A 20,299-nucleotide genomic window follows, 5' to 3' on the forward strand; every position below is an offset into this window, starting at 1 on the left:
TCGCGGGCGCTGTCCGCGACCGGCCCGATCCCGCCTGATCCGAACACCGAAAGGAGGTCGTCGTGCGCTATCTGCTGGGGAAGCTGGGACTCTTCGTCCTCACCCTGTGGGCCGCCGTCACGGTCAACTTCATCCTGCCGCGACTGATGCCCGGCTCGCCCGCCGACGCGGCGATCGCCAAGCTCAGCCAGAACGGCCCGGTCTCGCCCGCGATGCGCGCGTCGATCGAGGCCCAGCTCGGCGTGCCCACCGGCAGCCTCTGGGACCAGTACGTGACGTACCTGAACCAGATCGTCCACTTCGACTTCGGGCCGTCGTTCAGCTACTTCCCGCAGTCGGTGTCGAGCCTGATCGGCGCGGCGCTGCCCTGGACGCTCGTCCTGGTCGGCACCGTCACGGTCCTCGCGTTCGTGCTCGGCACGCTGCTCGGGGTGCTGGCCGCGTGGAAGCGCGGCACGGCGCTCGACACCATCCCGACGGTGGGCGGCCAGTTCCTCTCCGCGTTCCCGTACTTCTGGATCGCGCTGCTCCTGCTCTTCTTCTTCGGCTACGTGGCCGGCTGGTTCCCCACCAGCGGCGCCTACTCGCAGACGGCGACGCCGAACTGGAGCTGGGAGTTCTTCACCGACGCGCTGTACCACGGCATCCTGCCGGGCCTGACGATCCTGCTGACGGCGTTCGGCGGCTGGATCATCGGGATGCGCAACACGATGGTGAACACGCTCGGCGAGGACTACGTGACCTTCGCGGAGGCCAACGGCCTGCGCACGCGCACCGTCGCGCTGCGCTACGCCGCCCGCAACGCGCTGCTGCCGCAGTTCACGTCGTTCGGCATGGTGCTCGGCGGCGTGGTCGGCGGCTCCCTCCTGGTGGAGACGGTGTTCGCCTACCCGGGCGTCGGCCTCCTCCTCTTCCACGCGGTGACCAACCAGGACTACCCGCTGATGCAGGCGCTGTTCCTCATCATCACGGTCAGCGTCCTGATCGCGAACTTCCTCGTGGACATCCTGTACGGCGTGCTCGACCCGAGGACAAGACGATGACCCACGAAGACCAGCTCACCCAGCCACCGAGCACGACCTCGGTCCGCGCGACGGAGGTCGCAGCCGCCGCGGCGAGCGAGGAGAAACGCTGGAACCCGTTCCGCGTCCTCGGACGCGCGGTCGGCACCATCTGGTCCGAGCCGAAGGCGCGCTTCGGCGTCGTCCTCCTGCTGCTCTTCATCCTGATGGCGATCTTCGCGCCGCTGATCGCGCCCTACGACCCGCACGACACGTCGTTCCCGCACAACCAGGACGGCAGCGCCGCGCACCTGCTCGGCACCACCGGGGTGGGCCAGGACGTGCTCTCCCAGCTCATCTGGGGCGCCCGGGTGTCCGTCACCGTCGCCCTGATCGCGGGCCTCCTGAGCACCATCGTCGCGATCCTGGTCGGGCTGAGCTGGGGCTACGTCCGGGCGTTCTGGGGCGAGGGGGTCGGCTTCGTCGTCAATCTCTTCCTGGTCATCCCGTCGCTCCCGCTGATGATCGTCATCGCCGCGTACCTGCACAACGGCGGCATCGCCGTGATCGTGTTCGTCGTCGTGGTGACGGGATGGGCGTGGGGCGCCCGCGTGCTGCGCTCGCAGACGCAGACCCTCCGCTCCCGCGACTTCGTCACCGCGGCGAAGTTCAGCGGCGAGAGCCCGAGCCGGATCGTGTTCCGGGAGATCCTGCCCAACATGACGTCGCTGATCGTGGCGAGCTTCTTCGGCGCGGCGACCGCGGCGATCCTCGCGGAGGCCGGCCTGGAGTTCCTGGGCCTCGGCGACCCGAACACGGTGAGCTGGGGAACGATGCTCTTCTGGGCGCAGAACAGCAACGTGCTGCTCACCGGCCAGTGGGTGCAGCTCTTCGCGCCCGGCTTCATGATCGCGCTGTTCGCCGTCTCCATGACATTCATCAACTTCGGAGTCGACGGGCTCAGCAACCCGCGTCTGCGCGAGAGGAAGGCCGGACGATGAGCCTGCTGAAGGTCGAAGATCTGTCCGTCGTCTACGACGAGGACAAGGGCCGCTCGTTCGAGGCGGTCAAGCACGTCGGCTTCGAGCTCGCCCAGGGCGAGTTCGTCGGCCTGGTCGGCGAGTCCGGATCGGGCAAGTCCACACTCGGCTACGCGCTCACCCGGCTGTCGAAGCCGCCGGCGCGGATCGCGGGCGGCCGCATCCTGTTCGACGGCACCGACATCGCCGCGCTCTCCATCGAGGAGGTGCGCACGCAGCGCCAGGGCGGCTTCGCGATGGTGCTGCAGTCGGGCATGAACGCGCTCAACCCGGTGCGCACCATCCGCAACCACTTCCTGGACATCTTCGCCGCGCACGGCCACGTGCCGCCGCGGGCGCGGGCCGCCCGCGCCGAGGAGCTGATCGCGAAGGTCGAGCTTCCGGAGTCCACGCTCTCCCGGTATCCCGGCGAGCTCTCCGGCGGCATGCGCCAGCGCGTCTCCATCGCGCTGGCCCTCGCCCTCGAGCCGCGGCTGATGGTGTTCGACGAGCCGACCACGGCCCTCGACGTGCTCGTGCAGCACGCCGTGATGAACACGATCCGCCAGCTCCAGGCGTCGGAGAACTTCACCGCGATCCTGATCAGCCACGACCTCGGCGTGGTGCTGGAGGCGACGCAGCGCGTGCTCGTCATGCACGACGGCGTGATCGTGGAGGACGCCCCGAGCGCCCGCATCCTGAACGCGCCGGAGCACCCGTACACGCAGATGCTGCTGAGCCACTACGGCGACCCGCGCGCCGCCGAGGTGACCGTGCCCGGGCTGGAGCGGCGGCAGGAGGGCGCCGCTCGGCCGGCACCGGTCACCGCCGCGGTCTCGGGCGCGCGAACCACCGGCAACGCCGCGCGGCAGCGCATCGGCGCCCGCGAGCCCATCGTCGTCTCCGACCTCGTGAAGGTCTACCCGAAGGGGCGGCGCGGCACCGCCACGCGCGCCGTCGACAACGTTTCCTTCACCCTGGAGCCCGGGATGTCGATGGCGCTCGTCGGCGCCAGCGGCAGCGGCAAGTCGACCATCGCGAAGATGATCACCGGCGTCGAGCGGCCCACCTCCGGCACCATCGCGTTCGGCGACGTGCGCATCGACACCCTCCGCGGCCGGCGCGCGCTCAAGCAGCTCCACTCCCAGGTGCAGATGGTGTTCCAGGACCCGTACGCGGCGCTCAACCCGCTGCACACCGTGGAGTACATCCTGACCCGGCCGGTGGAGAACTTCACCGGCCTGCGCGGGAGCGCGGCGCGCGCCCGTGTGCTCGAGCTCCTCGAGACGGTCGGGCTCACGCCGGTCGAGAAGTACGCCAGCCGGCTGCCCCACCAGCTCTCCGGCGGCCAGCGCCAGCGCGTGGTCATCGCTCGGGCGCTCGCCAGCGACCCGCAGGTGATCATCGCCGACGAGCCGGTGTCGATGTTGGACATGTCGCTGCGCGCCGGCGTCCTCGCCCTGCTGGAGGAGCTGCGCCGCACCCGCGGGGTGAGCATGCTCTACATCACCCACGACCTGCTCAGCGCGCGCCTCGTCACCGACCGGATCATGGTGCTCGACAAGGGCGTCGTGGTCGAGCGCGGCGACACCGCGGAGGTGCTGCAGCGCCCCCAGGACGACTACACGGTGCGGCTGCTCGACGCCGTGCCGACGCCGTCGCGGGGCTGACCGACCTCCTCACCCGACCGACTCCGACCGCACCATTAGGAGAACTCTGTGCTCACCTTCCCCGACGGCTTCCGCAGCTTCCCCGACGGCTTCCTCTGGGGCGCCGCGACCGCCGCTCACCAGGTCGAGGGCAACAACGTCAACAGCAACTGGTGGGTCATGGAGCACACGCCGGGCACGTCGATCGTGGAGCCGAGCGGCGACGCCGCCGACCACTACAACCGCTACCCGGAGGACCTGCGCCTCCTCGCCGACGCCGGCCTGAACAGCTACCGCTTCTCGGTGGAGTGGGCGCGCATCGAGCCGGAGCGCGGCTTCGTCTCGCGGGCGAACCTCGACCACTACCGGCGGATGATCGACGCCTGCCTCGACGTCGGCCTCGAGCCGGTCGTCACCCTCATGCACTTCACCGTGCCGCGCTGGATGGACCAGGCCGGCTTCTGGCGCAACCCCGAGGCCCCCGACCTGTTCGCGCGCTACACCGAGACGGTGCTGCCGATCCTGGAGGACGGCGTGCGCTACGTGTGCACGATCAACGAGCCGAACATCGCGGCGATGCTCGCGGGCGGCGAGAAGGCGGAGAACCTGGTCGCTTACGGCCTCCCGAACCCCGACCTCCAGGTCGCCGACGCGCTGCTGGCCTCGCACCGGCGCTCGCGTGAGGTGCTGTCGTCGGTGTCCGGGCTGCAGAGCGGCTGGACCATCGCCACGCAGGACTTCATCCCGACCGATGAGCCGGGCGCCGCCGAGATGCTGCACGAGTACGGCTACCCGCGCGACGACTGGTACCTGGAGGAGTCCGCCGGCGACGACTTCCTGGGCGTGCAGGCCTACACCCGCACGTTCATCGGGCCGGAGGGGCCGCGTCCCGTCGCGGAGGACGCCGAGACGACGCTGACTGGCTGGGAGTACTTCCCGCAGGCGGCAGCCGACGGCATCCGCTCGGCGTGGGAGAAGAGCGGGCACACCCCGATCATGGTCACCGAGAACGGGATCGCCACCTCGGACGACAGCCGCCGGATCGACTACACCGAGTCGTCGCTGCGCGCCATCCACGAGACCATCGCCGAGGGGGTGGACGTGCGCGGCTACCTGCACTGGAGCGCTCTGGACAACTACGAGTGGGCCAGCGGGTACCGGCCGACGTTCGGACTCATCGGGGTGGACCTGGAGACCTTCGAGCGCACGCCCAAGCCGTCGCTCGGCCGGCTGGGCTCGATCGCGCGGCAGAACGGGCTGTGATCCCGACCTCCTGATCCGGCGGGCGGGTGAAATCACCCGCCCGCTGTTGCGCCGCGGCACCCTCGATGCCACTATTTACTGAACGATCGGTAAGGAACGAGGAGGTTCCGCGGGTGGTGCGCACATGAGCTCAGAGTCGCTCCGTCCCATGATGCTCAGAGACCGCGCCTCCGCGGCGCTGGGCATGGTGGTCGAGAAGGACGAGCCGGGCGAGGCGATCGTCAGCATGGCGGTCCGCGAGGACATGACCAACGGGTTCGCCATCACGCACGGCGGCCTGGTGTTCGCCCTCGCCGACACCGCCTTCGCGATCTCCTGCAACGAGGACGAACGGGTGACCGTCGCCGCCGGCGCCGACATCACCTTCCTGAAGTCCACCCGGGCCGGGCAGACCCTCACCGCGCGCGCCGTGCGCCGCACGGTGGTCGGCCGCACCGGCGTCTACGACGTCACCGTGACCGACGAGACCGGCGACGTTGTCGCGGAGTTCCGCGGCCGGTCGCTCACCACCAACCGGTCGGCCGTCGAGCACGGCAGCACCACCGAATGACCCCGTAAGGACACCATGTCGACGACGACACCGGCCCCCGCCGCCCCCGACCTCTCCGAGACCGACCCCGAGACGATCACGCGCGACGAGCTCCGCGCCCTTCAGCTCAGACGGCTGCAGTGGACGGTGCGGCACGCCTACGAGAACGTCCCTCTCTACCGGGCGAAGTTCGACGCCGCGGGGGTCGGCCCGGACGACATCCGTTCGCTCGAGGACGTCGCGCGCCTCCCCTTCACGACCAAGGAGGACCTGCGCTCGACCTACCCGTTCGGGATGTTCGCGGTGCCGATGGACGAGGTCCGCCGCATCCACGCCTCGTCCGGGACGACCGGGCGCCCCACCGTCGTCGGCTACACGCAGGGCGACCTCGACCGCTGGGCCGGCCTGATCGCGCGCTCGCTGCAGGCTGCGGGGGTCGCCGCCGGCTGGAAGGTCCACAACGCCTACGGCTACGGCCTGTTCACGGGCGGGCTCGGCGCGCACGCCGGTATCGAACGGCTTGGGGCGACGGTCATCCCGATGTCGGGCGGCCAGACCGCGCGGCAGGTGCAGCTCATCCACGACTTCGAGCCGGACGCCATCATGTGCACGCCGAGCTACCTGCTGACCATCGCCGACGCCATCGAGGCCGCGGGGCTCGACCCGCGCGGCACATCGCTGAAGGTCGCGATCCTCGGCGCCGAGCCGTGGACGAACGAGCTGCGCCACGAGATCGAGCGCCGTCTCGGCCTCGACGCGGTGGACATCTATGGGCTCAGCGAGGTGATGGGGCCGGGGGTGGCGAGCGAGTCGGTCGTCACGAAGGACGGCCCGCACGTCTGGGAGGACCACTTCCTCCCCGAGGTCATCGACCACGAGACCGGCCTGTCGGTGGCCGACGGGACGACCGGCGAGCTGGTCTTCACCTCGCTGACCAAGGAGGCTTTCCCGGTCATCCGCTACCGCACGCGCGACCTGACCCGGCTGCTGCCGGGCAGCGCCTACCCGGCGTTCCGCCGCATCGAGAAGATCACCGGCCGCGACGACGACATGATCATCCTGCGCGGCGTCAACCTGTTCCCGACCCAGATCGAGGAGCTCGTGCTCGGCATCGAGACGCTGACCCCGCACTTCGTCCTCGAGCTGCGCAAGGACGGCCGGATGGACGCGCTGACCGTGCGGATCGAGCGCCACCCCGACCTCGACCGCGAGGTCTGCGAGGCGGCGACGCAGGTGCTCCGGCAGAAGATCAAGGTGCACATCGGCACGACGGTGGATGTGGTGCTCGCCGAGCCGGGGGAGTTGCCGCGCAGCGAAGGCAAGTACAAGCGGGTGTACGACTACCGCTGAGGCCTGCCAGGCCGTCGACGTCAGCCGGCGTGCTCGGCGGGCAGGAAGACCCCGAGTGCGCGGGCGACGCGCCGCAGCGTCCCCGTGAGGTGTTGGAGCTCATCGTCGTCCAGCCCGAAGTCGACCGCCGCCTCGGCGTCCAGCGTCTCGTGCTGGATCGTCCGGAGGAGCTCGGCGCCGGACGGGGTGAGGGAGACGTCGAGGCGCCTCCCGTGAACGGCGCTCTGGGTTCGGGAGACCAGCCCGCGCTCGAGGAGGCGCGCGATCGCGGCGGACATCGACTGCGTCGTCACTCCCGAGCGGTCGGCGAGCTGGGCGCCCGTCAAGGTGCGGGGATGCTCGATGTCGAGTTGCGCGAGCGCGGAGAGCTGTGCCGGCGCCACCGCCCTCACCGACCGCTTCGCCGCCGCGTCGGTCGCCCCGCGATCGAACGCATGGAGCCCACCACCCTGCCCTGGGGCAACCGCTCGATGCTGTTCCGCGACCCGGACGGGACGGTCGTCAACTTCTTCACGCCGGTCACGCCGGAGGCCGCGGAGCGGGTCGGAGGAAGGTAGGGCGCGGCTGGTGCCCTCCCCGCAGAGGCGACGCAACACGCCGCTAGCGGGTCGCGTTAGCGGCGTGTTGCGTCCCGTGCTCTGCCGATCGCTCTCAGCGAGCCACGAGCATCGAGTAGGGCACGTGCCCGGTCGCGCCGAATGACCACGAACTGCGCGCCCCCTTGGAGATCTGCCAGCTCCCGGTGGAGGGGTTCGGCCACAGGACGTCCGCCTTGCCGTCGCCGTCGAGGTCGGCGAGTTGAAGCTGTGCGGCGGGTACGTCAGCCAGCACGCCCTTGTCCCAGGACGCCGCCGCCGCGGAGGAGACCCACCAGCGACCATCGATGGAGCTCGGCCACAGCACATCCGTCTTGCCGTCGCCGTCGACATCGCCGAACTTCAGCTCGCCCACCGGGACGTTCGCGCTCACCGTCTGGCGCCACGGGCTCGATCCGCCGTCGGAGATCCACCACTGGCCGTTCGGGTGGGCGTAGAACACGTCGGCCTTGCCGTCGCCGTTGAAGTCCCCGATACGAAGGTTCGTGCTGGGCACACCGCGGACGGGGAGCGCGACCCACTCGGACGTGCCGCCGTAGGAGACCCACCACTCCGCCTTGTTCGGGTTGGCCCAGAACACGTCGGCCTTGCCGTCGCCGTCGAAGTCTCCGAGCTGGAGCTCCGAACCCGGAACTCCGGAACCGTTGGCGAGCTTGGTCCACGGGGACGTGCCGGAGTACGAGACCAGCCAGTCGCCCGTGCTGGGGTTCGGCCAGAACACATCCGCCACGCCGTCGCCGTCGAAGTCCGCGAACTGCAGGAGATCGAGCGGGACGCCGCCCGTCGCTAGAGTGCGCCAGGAACCGGTCCCATTGTCGGATACCTGCCATTTGCCGTTCGGGTTCGCGAAGAACACGTCGGCCGCGCCGTCGCCGTTGAAGTCGGTGGTGTTCGCCGAGCGAGGGATCGGGCAGCCGTCGTACAGGGCGAATCCGGGGTCTGCGGGACACGTGTCGATGGAGTCGGGCACGCCGTCCCCGTCAGAGTCGAGCGGGGGCGCCGGGGGCATGGTCGCGAGGGACAGTCCCCACGAGTTGCCGCGGTAGTCGACGTGCTGGTGGCTGCAGTCATCCGTGAACGTCCAGAAGTAGGGCGAGTCGAGATTGGTGGCGCTGCAGTTGGACTGTCCCAGGTCGGCCCCCGCGGAGTTGTACGAGGTCGCCGCCACGTGCGGGACCATCGCCTTGATGATGGCGCGTAGTCTGAACGTCGCCGCGTTCTCGCCGTTGACCTTCCCGTCTCCCGTGGCGTCGATGTCCATCGCGGTCGACGAACGGAAGCCGTCGCTGTCCCAGGTGAGAGTGCAGTGCGGTGACGGCGAGGGGCAGGTGTTCTTGCCGTCGTCGGCGCAGTGGCGATTCAGATCGGTCACGCGCGCGCTTCCGGTGTGCCTGATGACGGCGATCAGCGTCTGCAGGGTCCGCTTGTCGACGCGACAGGTCTCGTTGAGCGTGCCGTTGGCCAGAGGCTTGATCTCGTTCTGGATGATCGAGCCGCGGACGATGGTCGCCTCCGTCAGCTTTCCGGAGTCGGCGTAGCCCATCAGGGCGCTCGCCGCACCCTGAGGTGTCGCAGGGAGGTCACGCGTCGCGCACGCGATGTCGCAGTCAGCGGACGCCGCGACGGGCATCGTGACGCCCCCGACTACCAGGATCGCGATTCCGAGCGTTCCGATGAGTTTGGCCGCGAAGCGTCGTTTTCTGTGTGGTCGTAAAGGAACTTCTGTAGCATTCACAGGTGAAGAATATCGATAAAACATCTTCGATGGTGACCACCATGGTAGTGGGGTGTTGTCTCGTGCTCTCCGGGTGCAGCGTGGAGGCGGCGCCCCGCCACAGCGGCACGGCCAGTCGGAGTGCGATCCCGAACGCCGGCGTGGCAGGAACGGGGGCTCCATCGGCGGATCCGTCGTCGACGGCCCCCGTCGAGGACGGCACTCGCCCTGAGGGCGACCCGACCGCCCAGATCAGAACGGCCTGCACGCTCTTCGCGGCCTCTTTCGATCAAGAGGTGAAAGAGAAGTTCCTCAGCCGGCGGAAGGCCGTCGAACTCGCCCAGGTCGCGGCACGGCAGGACAATCGGTGGGAGGCCATCGCCGAGGACATGGAGCGCATCCGCGAAGTCGGGGAGCGCGTCAACGGGCCGAGCGGTGAGCAGGTGAGCGTCGAAGAGGGTGACGCGGCAAATCGTGCGGTGACAGACGTGCGCGCGTTCTGCATCGCGGCCGGCGCGGAGTTCACGCTTCCGGCTGACTAGGGAAGCCGAGTACCGCTCCCTACAACCCTTCCGCCACAGCCGCCGCCGCGTGCAGCCACGCGCGCCGCGTCCGCGGCGCCAGCGTGTCGAAGGCCAGCCGGCCGCCGTGCATCTCCGGGTCGAACGGGATGGTGACCGCGCGGCGCGCCAGCGGCTCGAAGCCCTTGGCGACGGCGGTCACGTTGGACTCGGGGCCCGTGCGCTCCGACTGGGAGACGATCACGACCGCGTCGCGCGCCAGCCGGGCCGACTGCGCGTCGCGCTGCATCAGGGCCTCCAGCAGCAGCGCGCCGGCCTCGGCGTGCTCGCCGAGGGCCGTCGTGGCGATGACGAGCTGGTCGGTGTGGTCGATCATCCGCAGCCAGCGCTCGGCCGACTCGTCGTTTCCGCTGTCGATGATCACGAGGCGGTAGAACTTCGTCGCCACCTCGTGGAGGCGGTCGAAGTCGGCGCTCGAGATGCGCTGCTGGTTCGCGAGCATCGTCGGGTTGGAGCGCAGCACGTCGTACTTGTCGGCGTTCTGGTGGTGGACGAAGTGGCCGATGTCGGCGCTGCGGGCGCCGGCCGAGAGGAGCTGGTCGGCGGCGGGCAACAGCGACTGGAGTGTCGCGTCATGGTCGTCCTGCTCCGTGCGCCAGCCGAGCGTGCCGCGGGTCTCGTTGTTGTCCCACGCGAGCACGCCGGAGCCGCCGTTGCGGGCGAACACGGCCGACAGCAGGGCGGTGGTCGGCGTCTTGTTGGCGCCGCCCTTGCCGTTCACGATCGCGATGGTGCGCGGGCCGGCCCAGTGCCGGCTCACGGACTCCAGCTCCTCGCGCTCCCTCAGCTCCGCCGCCGACGGCGACATCGGGATGCCCGCGCGGGAGAGCGCGCCGCGGAAACCGGAGCGCGCCAGGTCGGGGCGCGGCTTCTCCACGTGCAGGAACGACGTCCGTTCCGGCGCGCGCGGCACCAGCTCGACGGGCTCCGGGGGAGTGACCGGCGACGGGTTCACCGGGAGGGGCCGCCGGGACGGAGCCTCCGGCTCGGCCACCGGCAGCGGAACGGGCGTGGTGGTGCTCGGCGTTCCGAGCAGGTCGTTGAACGGCGCCGCCGGCTTCGGGTCGCGCCCGGCCGAACCGGCCAGGTCGTTGAACGACGTGGGCTGGGGACGCCGCGCGGCCTCCCGAGCGTCGGAGAACGACACGGGCTCGGCCATGCTCTGGGCGGCCAGCTCCTCCTCGTCGCCGATGGAGCCGTCCGGGTGGACGACCAGCAGCCAGTCGCCCTCCTCGTCGGAGACCGTGAGCTGCACCGGGTGCCCGGCGTCCGCGGCGATCTGGCCGACGCGGGTGAGCACGGCCTCCCGGAGCTGCTCGGTGCTCGGCTCGGAGAACCACTCGGGCGCCCCGTCGACCAGGAGTTCGCCGGTCGCGTCGGGGTCGAGGCGCACGCTGAGGTGCGGGGACAGGGGCAGGTTGAGGGCCACGGGACTCCTTCCGCGGTCCGCAGCGAGAGCACGGCAGACCGAAGATGGACAGTAGACCGGTCGGCCCCGCTGGTACACCCGTCCTCAGCGGACTGCCAGGCGATGGTCAGGCGGCTCTCGCACGTCCGCCTGACCGTGCCGGGAGGCCGCGGTCAGTGCGCCACGACCGGCTCGGCGTCCGCCGCGGGAGCCCCGGCGTCCGCCGCGACCGCCGGCCGGCGCCGCCGGTACAGCAGGGCGGACAGCACGGCGCCGAAGGCGAAGAAGCCGGCGCTCCACCAGTACGCGGTGGAGTAGCTGTGCACCGCGGCCTCCTGGATGACGTGCGGGGTCGGCGGCAGGTGGGCGGCCAGGTAGTCGGTCAGCGCGGTCGCGGCCAGCGTGTTCAGCAGCGCGGTGCCGATCGAGCCGCCGACCTGCTGGCTCGTGTTCACCAGCGCCGAGGCGACCCCCGCGAAGTGCCGGTCGACGCCGAGGGTCGCCGTCTGGATGGCCGCGGGCATGATCGAGCCCATGCCGACGCCCATGACCATCAGCGCAGGGAGGATCTCGGTGCCGTAGTTCGCGCTCACGCCGAGCCGGGTGAGCAGCAGCATGCCGGAGCCGGCGATCACCATGCCGATCGGGACCATGACCTTCGGGCCGAACTTCGGCACGAACAGGTTGGTCGAGAACTGCGCGGCGATGACCAGCATGACGATCATCGGCAGGAAGGCGAGGCCGGTCTGGATGGGCGTGAACCTCAGCGTCGTCTCGAGGTAGTAGGTGACGAAGAGGAAGATGCCGAACATCCCGGAGCCCGCGATGAGGATCGAGCTGTAGGAGGCGCCGCGGTTGCGGTCGAGCACGATGTGCAGCGGGAGGAGCGGGTGCTTCGCCCTCCGCTGCCACAGCACGAACGCGATCAGGAGCACGCCGGAGGCGGCGAGGAAGCCCCAGGTCGACGGCGAGTCCCAGCCGTCGCTCTCGGCGTTCGAGAAGCCGTAGACCAGCGAGAACAGCGCGCCGGAGACGAGGATCGTGCCGGGGATGTCGAGCCTCGGGCGCGGGCCGGAGCGATGGCCCGCGGTGACGAAGAACGTCGCGAGGATGATCGCGGCGATGGCGATGAAGACGTTGATGTAGAGGTTCCAGCGCCAGTTGAACTGCTCGGTGAGCACGCCGCCGAGCAGCAGGCCGACCGCACCGCCCGCCCCGGCGATCGCGCCGAAGATGCCGAACGCGCGGGCGCGCTCCTTCGGCACGGTGAAGGTCGTGGTGAGCACGGCGAGGGCCGTCGGGGCGAGGAGCGCGCCGAACGCGCCCTGCAGCGCGCGGGCGCCGACCAGCATCCCGAACGTGCCGGCCGCGCCGCCGAGTGCGGAGGCCCCGGCGAAACCGATCAGGCCGATGATGAAAGCGCGTTTGCGGCCGATCAGGTCCGAGATGCGGCCGCCGAGGAGCAGGAGGCTGCCGAAGGCGAGCGAGTAGGCGGTGACGATCCACTGCCGGTCGGCGTTGGAGAAGCCGAGGTCGTGCTGCGCCGACGGGAGGGCGATGTTGACGACGGTCGAGTCGAGCACGACCATGAGCTGGGCCATCGCCACGGTGACGAGCGTCCACCAGCGCCGCGAGTGCGGGACCGAGCCGTCCGACGCCGCGGGCGCGACCGAGGGGGAAGGGGAAGTCTGGGTCATGCGGGACAGCATATACGAAACTCAGCAGTTTCGGATCTAGTGAGTTCTAAAATTAACCTTAGAATGGTTCGGAAGACATCACCAGCCCCGACGCACCCGTCGCCGACACACCCAGGGGGAAGGCCGCAATGACGCAGCTCGACGCCACCGGCTCCGCGCCCAAGCTCGGCCGGAAACGCGATCACACCCGCGACGCCGACATCCTCGAAGCCGCGCTGGAGGTCCTCGCCGAGACCGGCTACGACCGCATGACGATGGACATGGTCGCCGCGCGCGCCAAGGCGGGCAAGGCGACGGTCTACCGGCGCTGGGCCTCCAAAGGCGAGCTCGTCGTGGAGGCCATCGCGTGCATGAAGAAGAACGCGATCGACTTCGAGCACCTGCCCGACACCGGCACGCTGCGCGGAGACCTGGTCGCCGTGATCAAGCCGCACACGATCGAGGACGGCGAGCGCAAGCTCCAGATCATGGCCGGGCTCACCTCGATGCTCGCCCGCGACCCCGACCTGGTGGACGCCGTGACGGCCGCGATCGTCGAGCCGCGCGCGTCCCTCAACCGCCTGTTCATGCAGCGGGCGATCGACCGCGGCGAGATCTCCGCGGACACCGATATCGAGACGCTGGCGATGATCATGCCGTCGATGACGGCCTACCGGGTGCTCATCCTGCAGCAGCCCGTCGACCGCGCGTACCTGCTGTCGCTGATCGACGGGGTGCTGCTCCCGGCCGTGGGGATCCGGCCGGGAGCGGCCGCCGGCGCCTGAGCGTCAGCGGCGGTCGAACCGGGCGCCCTCGGGCTTCGACGGGAGCAGGTAGAGGACGAGCAGGATGATGCCGCCGACGAACGGGATGAAGCCGAGGAAGAAGAACGGGCCGGGCAGGTTCGCGTCGTGCAAGCGCCGCCAGATGAGCGCGATGCTCGGCACCAGGATCGCGACCACCCACACGATGTAGGCGACGATCAGGATCCACCCGATCGGGCCGTACCCTCTGCCGCCGTTGCCGACGGTGCCCAGTGTTGCGATGAGGATCGAGAAGACGATCGCGATGACCACGGCGAACAGGTACCACCACCAGAACTCGCTGCGGCTCGCCCGCCCGGTGAAGTCGGAGTACTTCTTGAAGAACCGGCGGATGGCCTCGCCGAACGAGGCGCCGTACAGCGGCTGATCGAGGGGCGCGGAGGCGGGGGTCTGCGGTGTGGTCATGGCGGATCCTTTCGAGCATGGTCGTGGCAAGCGTCGAGATGGAGCGGCGCCAGTCAAGCGCATCCACGAGGCCTGTGAGGTGCGTGGGCGACGGCGTGTCGTGCGGTGCCATTCCTGACGGATGTCAGCGCGAGCGCCCGCGCGTGAGGATCAGGTGCGCCACCATGGCGGTCCAGCCGGTCTGGTGGGACGCGCCGAGGCCCTGCCCGGTGTCGCCGTCGAAGTACTCGTAGAAGAATAGGTTGTCCTTCCAGCGCGGATCCGTCGACAGCAGCGGGTAGCGCGCGTCAGACGGCCGTCGTCCGTTCGGGCCTGGGAGGAACAGCGAGATCAGCCGCCGGGCGAGATCGTCCGCTGCTTCACCCGGGGTGAGGGAGTTGCCGGAGCCGAGCGGGTCCTCGATGCGCACGCCCGTCTCGCCGTGCGACTCGTAGTGCTGCAGCGCCGCGACCAGGAGCGCGTTGAGCGGGAACCAGACCGGGCCGCGCCAGTTCGAGTTGCCGCCGAACAGCCCGGTCGTCGACTCGGCGGGCTCGTAGTCGACGGAGGCCTCCACGCCGCCGACCTCCACCGTGAAGGGGTGCTCGCGGTGGTAGGCCGAGACGCCGCGGATGCCGTGGTCGCTGAGCAGGCCGGCCGGGTTGAAGACCTGGTGCAGGATGCGGGTCAGCCGCTCGGGCGAGACCAACGCGAGCAGGTAGACCTGCTCCGTGCCGATGACGCGCCGGTGGAAGGCCGCGCCGAGCTCGGGGTGCTTCGCCAGGTAGTGGTTGAGGATGCGCCGGAACTCGGGCAGCGTCCGCACGCCCGGCTCGTCGTACGCCAGCGACGCGACCACCGGCACGAGGCCGACGAGTGAGCGCACCTTGAGCGGGACATCCCGGCCGTCGGCGAGGTGCAGCACGTCGTAGAAGTAGGCGTCCTCGTCGTCCCACATCCCCGAGCTGTTGGCCGAGCCGGCGATGCGGAGGAACTGCTCGCCGAACTTCACCGCGACGTCCTCGTACACGTCGTCCTCGCGGGCCAGCCGCAGCGCGATCTCCAGCAGGTCGAGCGCGTAGGTCGCCATCCAGCCGGTCGAGTCGGCCTGCTCGATGGTCCCGACCTCCGGAGGCAGCGTCGACCGGTTCAGCGGCGCGATGTTGTCGAGGCCCATGAATCCGCCCTCGAACAGGCTGTCCTCGTCGGAGTCCTTGCTGTTCGTCCACCAGGTGTAGTTGATCAGCAGCTTGTGCAGGATGCGGGCGAGGAAGCCGAAGTCCGTGCCGCCGTCGATGAGGAACACCTGGATGGCCGCCCACGCGTGCGTCGGCGGGTTCACGTCGGAGAAGTTCCACTCGTACGCCGGGAGCTGGCCGTTCGGGTGCATGTACCACTCCCGCAGCAGCAGGACGAGCTGCGCCTTCGCGAACGCGGGGTCGATGTGCGCCATCGTCACGCAGTGGAAGGCGAGGTCCCACGCCGCGAACCACGGGTACTCCCACGGATCGGGCATCAGGATGACATCGTCGGCGTCGAAGTGCCGCCACTGCCCGTTGCGCACGGCGGCGCGGCCCGCGGGCGGCGGGGGACCGGCGGGGTCGCCGTCCAGCCATTTGTCGACGTTGAAGTGGAAGTACTGCTTCGACCAGAGCAGGCCGGCGAACGCCTGGCGCAGCACGCGCGCCTCGTCGGGGTCGGCCGGGGCGTTGTCCAGTCCGGCGTAGAAGGCGTCCGCTTCCGCCCGGCGCCGGGCGACGACCTCATCGAAGGCGGCCCCGAGCTCCTGCGACGCGAGGGCGGCCGGGTCGCCCGCGCCGCCCGTCAGCCGCAGCCGGAGGACCCGTGTCTCGCCCGGCCCGAGCGTCATCGCGTAGTGGAGGGCGGCCTTCGTCCCGACCTGCTGCGGGTTGACCGTCGCGGCGCCGTGGAGGAGGTGGTCCTCGATCCCGTCCTTCGGATACGCGGGCGAGTCCGAGGCGCCGAACAGCCGCGCCGTGTTGGTCTCGTTGTCGCAGAACAGCGCCTCCGGGTCGCCCTCCCCGCTGAGGGCCAGCGCACCGGACGGCCCCGACCCGAGGACGCGGCCGCCGTCGAACCGCAACTCCGGCTTCTCGACCTCGTACCCCCACGACCAGGTGTTGCGGTACCAGAGCGTCGGCAGCACGTGCAGCGTCGCCGCCTCCGGCCCGGCGTTCTCGATCGTGACGCGCATCAGGAGGTCGTGCGGCCCCTCCTTGGCGTAGTCGACCGTGACCACCCAGTACCGGCCGGCGTCGAAGATCCCGGTGTCCACCAGTTCGTACTCGGGCTCCAGCTTGCTGCGGCGCGCGTTGGTCTCGATGACGTCCTCGTACGGGTACGCGGCCTGCGGGTAGTGGTAGCGCCAGGTGTTCCAGGAGTGCGTCGGGGTGCCGTCGAGGTACCACCAGTACTCCTTGACGTCCTCACCGTGGTTGCCCTGCGGGCCGCTCAGGCCGAACATCCGCTCCTTGAGGATGGCGTCCTCGCCGTTCCAGAGCGACAGGCCGAGGCACCAGTTCTGCTTGAGGTCGGAGAACGCGGCCATGCCGTCCTCGTTCCAGCGGTAGGCGCGGCTGCGGGCGTGGTCGTGCGGGAAGAAGTCCCAGGCGTCGCCGTCGGCGCTGTAGTCCTCGCGGACCGTGCCCCAGGCGCGCTCGGCGACGTACGGTCCCCAGTCGCGCCAGCCGGCCGTGCCGTCGTCCGCGTGGGCGACGCGCTCGCGCTCGGCGTCGTCGGGGGCCGCGTCCGGGTTCATCGGGGTCATGCAGTCATTCTCCAGCCCGCGTCGCCCGCTAGCCCACGTCGCCCGCGAGCGCGTCGAGTGCCTGCTGGGTCAGCGCGATCGACTCCTCCTGGTAGCGCGCGAGGAAGGCGAGCTGTTCGGTGCTGAGCGACTCGTGGAGGCGCTGGAAGGCCTCCCCGATCGACTGGTACACGTTCGGGCCGGCCTGGAGGGCGGCGAGGTCGGCACTGATCAGCACGCGCCGCCGGTCGGCGGGGTCGTGCTCGCGCTGCGCGAAGCCGCGCTTGATGAGCCGGTCGGCGATCCCGGTGACGGCCCCGGAGGTCAGGTTGAGGGCGGCGCCGAGCTGCCCGGCGGTCTGCGGGCCGTTGCGCAGCAGCACGTCGAGCGCCTTCAGGTCGCTCACCCCGAGGCCGTAGCTCGCGGCGGCGCGCTGCTGGAACAGGCCGGTCAGGCTCGCGGACTGTGCGCCCAGGTCGGTCAGCCGGGCGATCAGCTCGGTGCGTGCGGGCTCACTCGAATCCACTCTTGCAATCCTCTCAGCCGCTCATTATCTTAGTGACTAAGTTATCTTAGCCACTAAGGCAAATCTACCGCCAGGCCGCGAGGCCGGCGAAACCAGGAAGGAAGGGCCTTACGATGTCCCGCACCGTCAGCACCGCATCATCCACCGATCCGCTCACCTCGCACGTGGTGTCTTCCGAGGATGGCACGCCGATCGAGTACTTCAGCACCGGCACGGGGCCCGGCCTCGTGATCGTCCACGGGACGATGCAGTCGGCCGCCAGCCAGAGCGAGCTCGCCGCGGCCCTCGCCGCGACGTTCACAGTCCACCTCGTCAACCGCCGCGGCCGCGGCCGCAGCGGCGCGTACCCCGTGCTGGACCGCTACGACCTCGCGCTCGACGTCGCCGACGTGGCCGCCGTCGTGGCGGCGACCGGCTCCACGGCCGTGATGGGCATCAGCTCCGGCGGCATCATCGCCGCCGAGGTCGCGCTCGCGGCCCCCGAGCTGGCCGTGATCCTGTTCGAGCCCGCGCTGGTCGCCGACGGCTCGCTCGACCTCGACGCGTTCCTGCGCCGCTTCGAGCCGGAGGCGGCCCGCGGCGATGTGCCGGCGTACATGGTCACAGCGCTCCTCGGCACCCAGATGGGCCCCGGTTTCCTCCGCTTCTTCCCGCGGCGGATGCTGGAGTCCAGCACCCGCAAGATGATCGCGAAGGGCGCCAGAGCGCTCCCGGTCGGCGGCGCCACGATGGGCGAGCTGGCGGCGGCGGTGCCGTACGACATGAGGATCGTGGCGCAGCGCGCCGACCGGATCGCCGACTATGCGGCGATCCGCGGCCCCGTGCTGCTGATCACGGCCGAGAAGTCGCCGGCGTACCTGCGGCACGCGGTCGCGCGGCTGGGGGAGCTGCTGCCCGGGGCGCGGGTGGGGACGATCCCGGGCGTGGGGCACTCGGCGACGCAGAACGCCAAGGAGGGCGGAAAGCCGGAAGCGGTCGCTGAGGTGGTGCGGGAGGGGATCGACGCCCTCCGCGCGAACTGACAATAACGGTGGCTACCCGCCCCTCGGCCGCACGGCAATCCCCTTAACCCGCTCAGCCGGCGGCGTAGCGTCTGCGACCGAAGTCCTCCACCAGGGGGCACGGGGACGAAGCGCACTGCAGCGGTATCGGGATGCGCTCGCGCCCGACATCTCACAGGAAGCAACGAAGAACCATGAAAAGCACAAGCAAGCTGGCATCCATCGCCTTGACCGCCGCGCTTTCGGGAGCGTTCGTCGTCGGCGGGGTGAGCGCGGCCCAGGCGGCGCCCGCGCCCACGCACGCCGCAGCAGCCTCGCACGCGGCGCGGGCGACCGCAGCGCCCGTGACGATCAACCAGGTCCTGCCCAATGGGAGCACCCTGGCCGGTACCTTCACGCTCACCCGTTTCGTCGACCAGGGCGGCCAGCTCGTCGCGCAGGGTGTCTTCAATGGAACGCTCACGTCCGCGACCGGCGCCGTCACCCCGCTCACCAACGTCGCGAGCAGCAGCGTCGTGACCAACGCCGCGAACAGCGCAGGCGCGGCCGCGACTCCGCTGGCCTGCAACGTGCTGAGTCTCACGCTCGGCCCGCTGCACCTGGACGTCCTCGGCCTCGTGGTCGACCTCAACCAGGTGAACCTCAACATCACGGCAGTGCCGGGCGCCGGTAACCTCCTCGGCAACCTGCTCTGCAGTGTGGCGGGACTGCTCGACAACGGCACCGGACTGAGCGGGCTCACCAACCTGCTGAACCACCTGCTCGGCGCGCTCTGATCCGCCGCTGAACCACGGTGCTGACGAAGGCCCCGGTCGCATGCGGCCGGGGCCTTCCGTGCGCCAGACCCTTCTCAGCGCGCGGGCCATTCATCGGCAGGGCGACTGAATCCCAGAAGCAACCACTGTTGGCTTCGCTGAATGCCTCCTGCCTACGATCGAAAACGACCTCCTCTCGAAAGGAACGACTGTGCAGTTCAGGCACCTCGGCAACTCCGGCTTCAAGATCTCCGAGATCACGTACGGAAACTGGCTCACCCACGGCTCGCAGATCGAGAACGACACGGCCGCCGCGTGCGTCCGCGCCGCCCTCGACGCCGGGATCACCACCTTCGACACCGCCGACGTCTACGCCAACACGGCGGCGGAGACCGTCCTCGGCGAGACGCTGAAGGGCGAGCGCCGCCAGTCGCTGGAGATCTTCACGAAGGTGTTCGGGCCGACCGGTCCCAAGGGTCACAACGACGTCGGGCTCTCGCGCAAGCACATCCTGGAGTCCATCGACGGATCGCTGAGCCGCCTGCAGACCGACTACGTCGACCTGTACCAAGCGCACCGCTTCGACTTCTTCACGCCGCTGGAGGAGACCATGCAGGCCTTCGCCGACATCGTGCGGCAGGGCAAGGCCCTCTACATCGGTGTCAGCGAGTGGACGGCCGACCAGCTCCGCGCCGGCCACGCGCTGGCGAAGGACCTCGGCTTCCAGCTCATCTCCAACCAGCCCGAGTACTCGGCGCTGTGGCGGGTCATCGAGGCGGAGGTCGTGCCGACCTCCAAGGAGCTCGGCATCTCGCAGATCGTCTGGTCGCCGGTGGCGCAGGGCGTGCTCAGCGGCAAGTACAAGCCGGGCGCTCCGCTGCCCGAGGGCAGCCGGGCGACCGACGAGAAGGGCGGCGCGGGCGCGGTCAAGCGCTGGCTGACCGACGACGTCCTCACCCGCGTGCAGCAGCTCACCCCGATCGCGCAGGAGCTCGGCCTCACGCCCGCGCAGCTCGCGGTCGCGTGGGTGCTGCAGAACGACAACGTCGCCACCGCGATCATCGGCGCCTCCCGCCCGGAGCAGGTCGTCGAGAACGTGAAGGCCTCCGGCGTCACCATCCCGGCCGAGCTGCTCGGCCGCATCGACGAGGTGCTCGGCGGCGCCATCGAGCGCGACGCGTCGCACACGGCCACGCGCTCGCCGAAGCAGCGCGAGGCCTGAGCCCTACCCCCGGCCCCGCCGGCAGGAGATCGCG

At 70.1% G+C, this 20,299-nt stretch carries 19 protein-coding genes; 12 read left to right on the plus strand and 7 right to left on the minus strand.

Annotated elements, in window-relative coordinates:
• The first annotated feature begins 62 nt into the window (after nt 1–62).
• From ABIA36_RS09525 to paaK, 6 genes are all read left to right on the plus strand, one after another.
• Entirely contained in the window at nt 63–1,043 is a 981-nt protein-coding gene (locus tag ABIA36_RS09525; RefSeq protein WP_369962132.1) for an ABC transporter permease, read from the plus strand.
• The gene (locus ABIA36_RS09530) at nt 1,040–2,002 is read left to right on the plus strand and encodes an ABC transporter permease (RefSeq protein ID WP_369962133.1); all 963 of its coding nucleotides are present in this window, start codon (nt 1,040–1,042) and stop codon (nt 2,000–2,002) included. The genes ABIA36_RS09525 and ABIA36_RS09530 overlap by 4 nt, the downstream gene beginning before the upstream one ends.
• Nucleotides 1,999–3,690: an ABC transporter ATP-binding protein gene (locus ABIA36_RS09535; protein ID WP_369962134.1), complete on the plus strand. Its 1,692-nt coding sequence runs from the start codon at nt 1,999–2,001 to the stop codon at nt 3,688–3,690. Before ABIA36_RS09530 ends, ABIA36_RS09535 begins: the two co-directional genes overlap by 4 nt.
• Nucleotides 3,691–3,738: 48 nt before the next feature.
• On the plus strand, nt 3,739–4,932 hold the full coding sequence (locus tag ABIA36_RS09540; protein ID WP_369962135.1) for a glycoside hydrolase family 1 protein: 1,194 nt from the start codon (nt 3,739–3,741) through the stop codon (nt 4,930–4,932).
• 148 nt (nt 4,933–5,080) lie between these two features.
• Nucleotides 5,081–5,482 carry a hydroxyphenylacetyl-CoA thioesterase PaaI gene (paaI, locus tag ABIA36_RS09545; RefSeq protein WP_369962136.1) on the plus strand — a complete coding sequence of 134 codons (402 nt, stop codon included), beginning with the start codon at nt 5,081–5,083 and terminating at the stop codon, nt 5,480–5,482.
• A 15-nt stretch (nt 5,483–5,497) separates the two neighbouring features.
• Nucleotides 5,498–6,811, plus strand: a complete 1,314-nt coding sequence (gene paaK / locus ABIA36_RS09550; protein ID WP_369962137.1) for a phenylacetate--CoA ligase PaaK — start codon at nt 5,498–5,500, stop codon at nt 6,809–6,811.
• 20 nt (nt 6,812–6,831) lie between these two features.
• Here paaK and ABIA36_RS09555 read toward each other — a convergent pair whose 3' ends face one another.
• On the minus strand, nt 6,832–7,194 hold the full coding sequence (locus tag ABIA36_RS09555; protein ID WP_369962138.1) for a MarR family winged helix-turn-helix transcriptional regulator: 363 nt from the start codon (nt 7,192–7,194) through the stop codon (nt 6,832–6,834).
• 51 nt (nt 7,195–7,245) lie between these two features.
• Here ABIA36_RS09555 and ABIA36_RS09560 point away from each other — a divergent pair, with 51 nt between their 5' ends.
• Complete coding sequence (locus ABIA36_RS09560) at nt 7,246–7,368, plus strand: hypothetical protein (protein WP_369962139.1); 123 nt, start codon at nt 7,246–7,248, stop codon at nt 7,366–7,368.
• A 94-nt stretch (nt 7,369–7,462) separates the two neighbouring features.
• Here ABIA36_RS09560 and ABIA36_RS09565 read toward each other — a convergent pair whose 3' ends face one another.
• The gene (locus ABIA36_RS09565) at nt 7,463–8,950 is read right to left on the minus strand and encodes an FG-GAP repeat domain-containing protein (RefSeq protein WP_369962140.1); all 1,488 of its coding nucleotides are present in this window, start codon (nt 8,948–8,950) and stop codon (nt 7,463–7,465) included.
• A 194-nt stretch (nt 8,951–9,144) separates the two neighbouring features.
• On the opposite strand from ABIA36_RS09565, the gene ABIA36_RS09570 reads away from it, so the two are divergent.
• Nucleotides 9,145–9,663, plus strand: coding sequence for a hypothetical protein (locus tag ABIA36_RS09570; RefSeq protein ID WP_369962141.1), 519 nt, complete (start codon nt 9,145–9,147; stop codon nt 9,661–9,663).
• 19 nt (nt 9,664–9,682) lie between these two features.
• On the opposite strand, the gene ABIA36_RS09575 is transcribed toward ABIA36_RS09570, so the two are convergent.
• The gene (locus ABIA36_RS09575) at nt 9,683–11,131 is read right to left on the minus strand and encodes an AAA family ATPase (protein WP_369962142.1); all 1,449 of its coding nucleotides are present in this window, start codon (nt 11,129–11,131) and stop codon (nt 9,683–9,685) included.
• 152 nt (nt 11,132–11,283) lie between these two features.
• The gene (locus ABIA36_RS09580; RefSeq protein ID WP_369962143.1) at nt 11,284–12,807 is read right to left on the minus strand and encodes an MFS transporter; all 1,524 of its coding nucleotides are present in this window, start codon (nt 12,805–12,807) and stop codon (nt 11,284–11,286) included.
• A gap of 128 nt (nt 12,808–12,935) precedes the next feature.
• Here ABIA36_RS09580 and ABIA36_RS09585 point away from each other — a divergent pair, with 128 nt between their 5' ends.
• Nucleotides 12,936–13,571, plus strand: coding sequence for a TetR/AcrR family transcriptional regulator (locus tag ABIA36_RS09585; RefSeq protein WP_369962144.1), 636 nt, complete (start codon nt 12,936–12,938; stop codon nt 13,569–13,571).
• 3 nt (nt 13,572–13,574) lie between these two features.
• On the opposite strand, the gene ABIA36_RS09590 is transcribed toward ABIA36_RS09585, so the two are convergent.
• From ABIA36_RS09590 to ABIA36_RS09600, 3 genes are all read right to left on the minus strand, one after another.
• The gene (locus ABIA36_RS09590; protein WP_369962145.1) at nt 13,575–14,015 is read right to left on the minus strand and encodes a DUF805 domain-containing protein; all 441 of its coding nucleotides are present in this window, start codon (nt 14,013–14,015) and stop codon (nt 13,575–13,577) included.
• Nucleotides 14,016–14,139: 124 nt separating this feature from the next.
• Nucleotides 14,140–16,782: a glucosidase gene (locus tag ABIA36_RS09595; RefSeq protein ID WP_369962146.1), complete on the minus strand. Its 2,643-nt coding sequence runs from the start codon at nt 16,780–16,782 to the stop codon at nt 14,140–14,142.
• Between the two features lie 28 nt (nt 16,783–16,810).
• Nucleotides 16,811–17,287 (minus strand): MarR family winged helix-turn-helix transcriptional regulator, encoded by a 477-nt coding sequence (locus tag ABIA36_RS09600; protein ID WP_369962147.1) that lies wholly within the window; start codon nt 17,285–17,287, stop codon nt 16,811–16,813.
• A 113-nt stretch (nt 17,288–17,400) separates the two neighbouring features.
• Between ABIA36_RS09600 and ABIA36_RS09605 the strand changes: the two genes are divergently transcribed.
• The 3 genes from ABIA36_RS09605 to ABIA36_RS09615 all read left to right on the plus strand — a co-directional run bounded on the left by ABIA36_RS09605 (nt 17,401) and on the right by ABIA36_RS09615 (nt 20,265).
• On the plus strand, nt 17,401–18,309 hold the full coding sequence (locus tag ABIA36_RS09605; RefSeq protein ID WP_369962148.1) for an alpha/beta fold hydrolase: 909 nt from the start codon (nt 17,401–17,403) through the stop codon (nt 18,307–18,309).
• Nucleotides 18,310–18,482: 173 nt separating this feature from the next.
• Nucleotides 18,483–19,064, plus strand: a complete 582-nt coding sequence (locus ABIA36_RS09610; RefSeq protein WP_369962149.1) for an ABC transporter substrate-binding protein — start codon at nt 18,483–18,485, stop codon at nt 19,062–19,064.
• Between the two features lie 190 nt (nt 19,065–19,254).
• On the plus strand, nt 19,255–20,265 hold the full coding sequence (locus ABIA36_RS09615; protein WP_369962150.1) for an aldo/keto reductase family protein: 1,011 nt from the start codon (nt 19,255–19,257) through the stop codon (nt 20,263–20,265).
• Nucleotides 20,266–20,299: the final 34 nt, after the last annotated feature.

It is taken from the genome of Leifsonia sp. EB34 (assembly GCF_041260585.1).
In the GTDB taxonomy this organism is placed as follows: domain Bacteria; phylum Actinomycetota; class Actinomycetes; order Actinomycetales; family Microbacteriaceae; genus Leifsonia.

Coding starts and splice junctions, on each gene's coding strand:
- ABIA36_RS09530 (WP_369962133.1), top strand. CDS start 1,040: ATGACCCACGAAGACCAGCTCACCCAGCCACCGAGCACGACCTCGGTC.
- ABIA36_RS09535 (WP_369962134.1), top strand. CDS start 1,999: ATGAGCCTGCTGAAGGTCGAAGATCTGTCCGTCGTCTACGACGAGGAC.
- paaI (WP_369962136.1), top strand. CDS start 5,081: ATGATGCTCAGAGACCGCGCCTCCGCGGCGCTGGGCATGGTGGTCGAG.
- paaK (WP_369962137.1), top strand. CDS start 5,498: ATGTCGACGACGACACCGGCCCCCGCCGCCCCCGACCTCTCCGAGACC.
- ABIA36_RS09560 (WP_369962139.1), top strand. CDS start 7,246: ATGGAGCCCACCACCCTGCCCTGGGGCAACCGCTCGATGCTGTTCCGC.
- ABIA36_RS09565 (WP_369962140.1), bottom strand. CDS start 8,950: ATGGGCTACGCCGACTCCGGAAAGCTGACGGAGGCGACCATCGTCCGC.
- ABIA36_RS09580 (WP_369962143.1), bottom strand. CDS start 12,807: ATGACCCAGACTTCCCCTTCCCCCTCGGTCGCGCCCGCGGCGTCGGAC.
- ABIA36_RS09585 (WP_369962144.1), top strand. CDS start 12,936: ATGACGCAGCTCGACGCCACCGGCTCCGCGCCCAAGCTCGGCCGGAAA.
- ABIA36_RS09590 (WP_369962145.1), bottom strand. CDS start 14,015: ATGACCACACCGCAGACCCCCGCCTCCGCGCCCCTCGATCAGCCGCTG.
- ABIA36_RS09595 (WP_369962146.1), bottom strand. CDS start 16,782: ATGACCCCGATGAACCCGGACGCGGCCCCCGACGACGCCGAGCGCGAG.
- ABIA36_RS09605 (WP_369962148.1), top strand. CDS start 17,401: ATGTCCCGCACCGTCAGCACCGCATCATCCACCGATCCGCTCACCTCG.
- ABIA36_RS09610 (WP_369962149.1), top strand. CDS start 18,483: ATGAAAAGCACAAGCAAGCTGGCATCCATCGCCTTGACCGCCGCGCTT.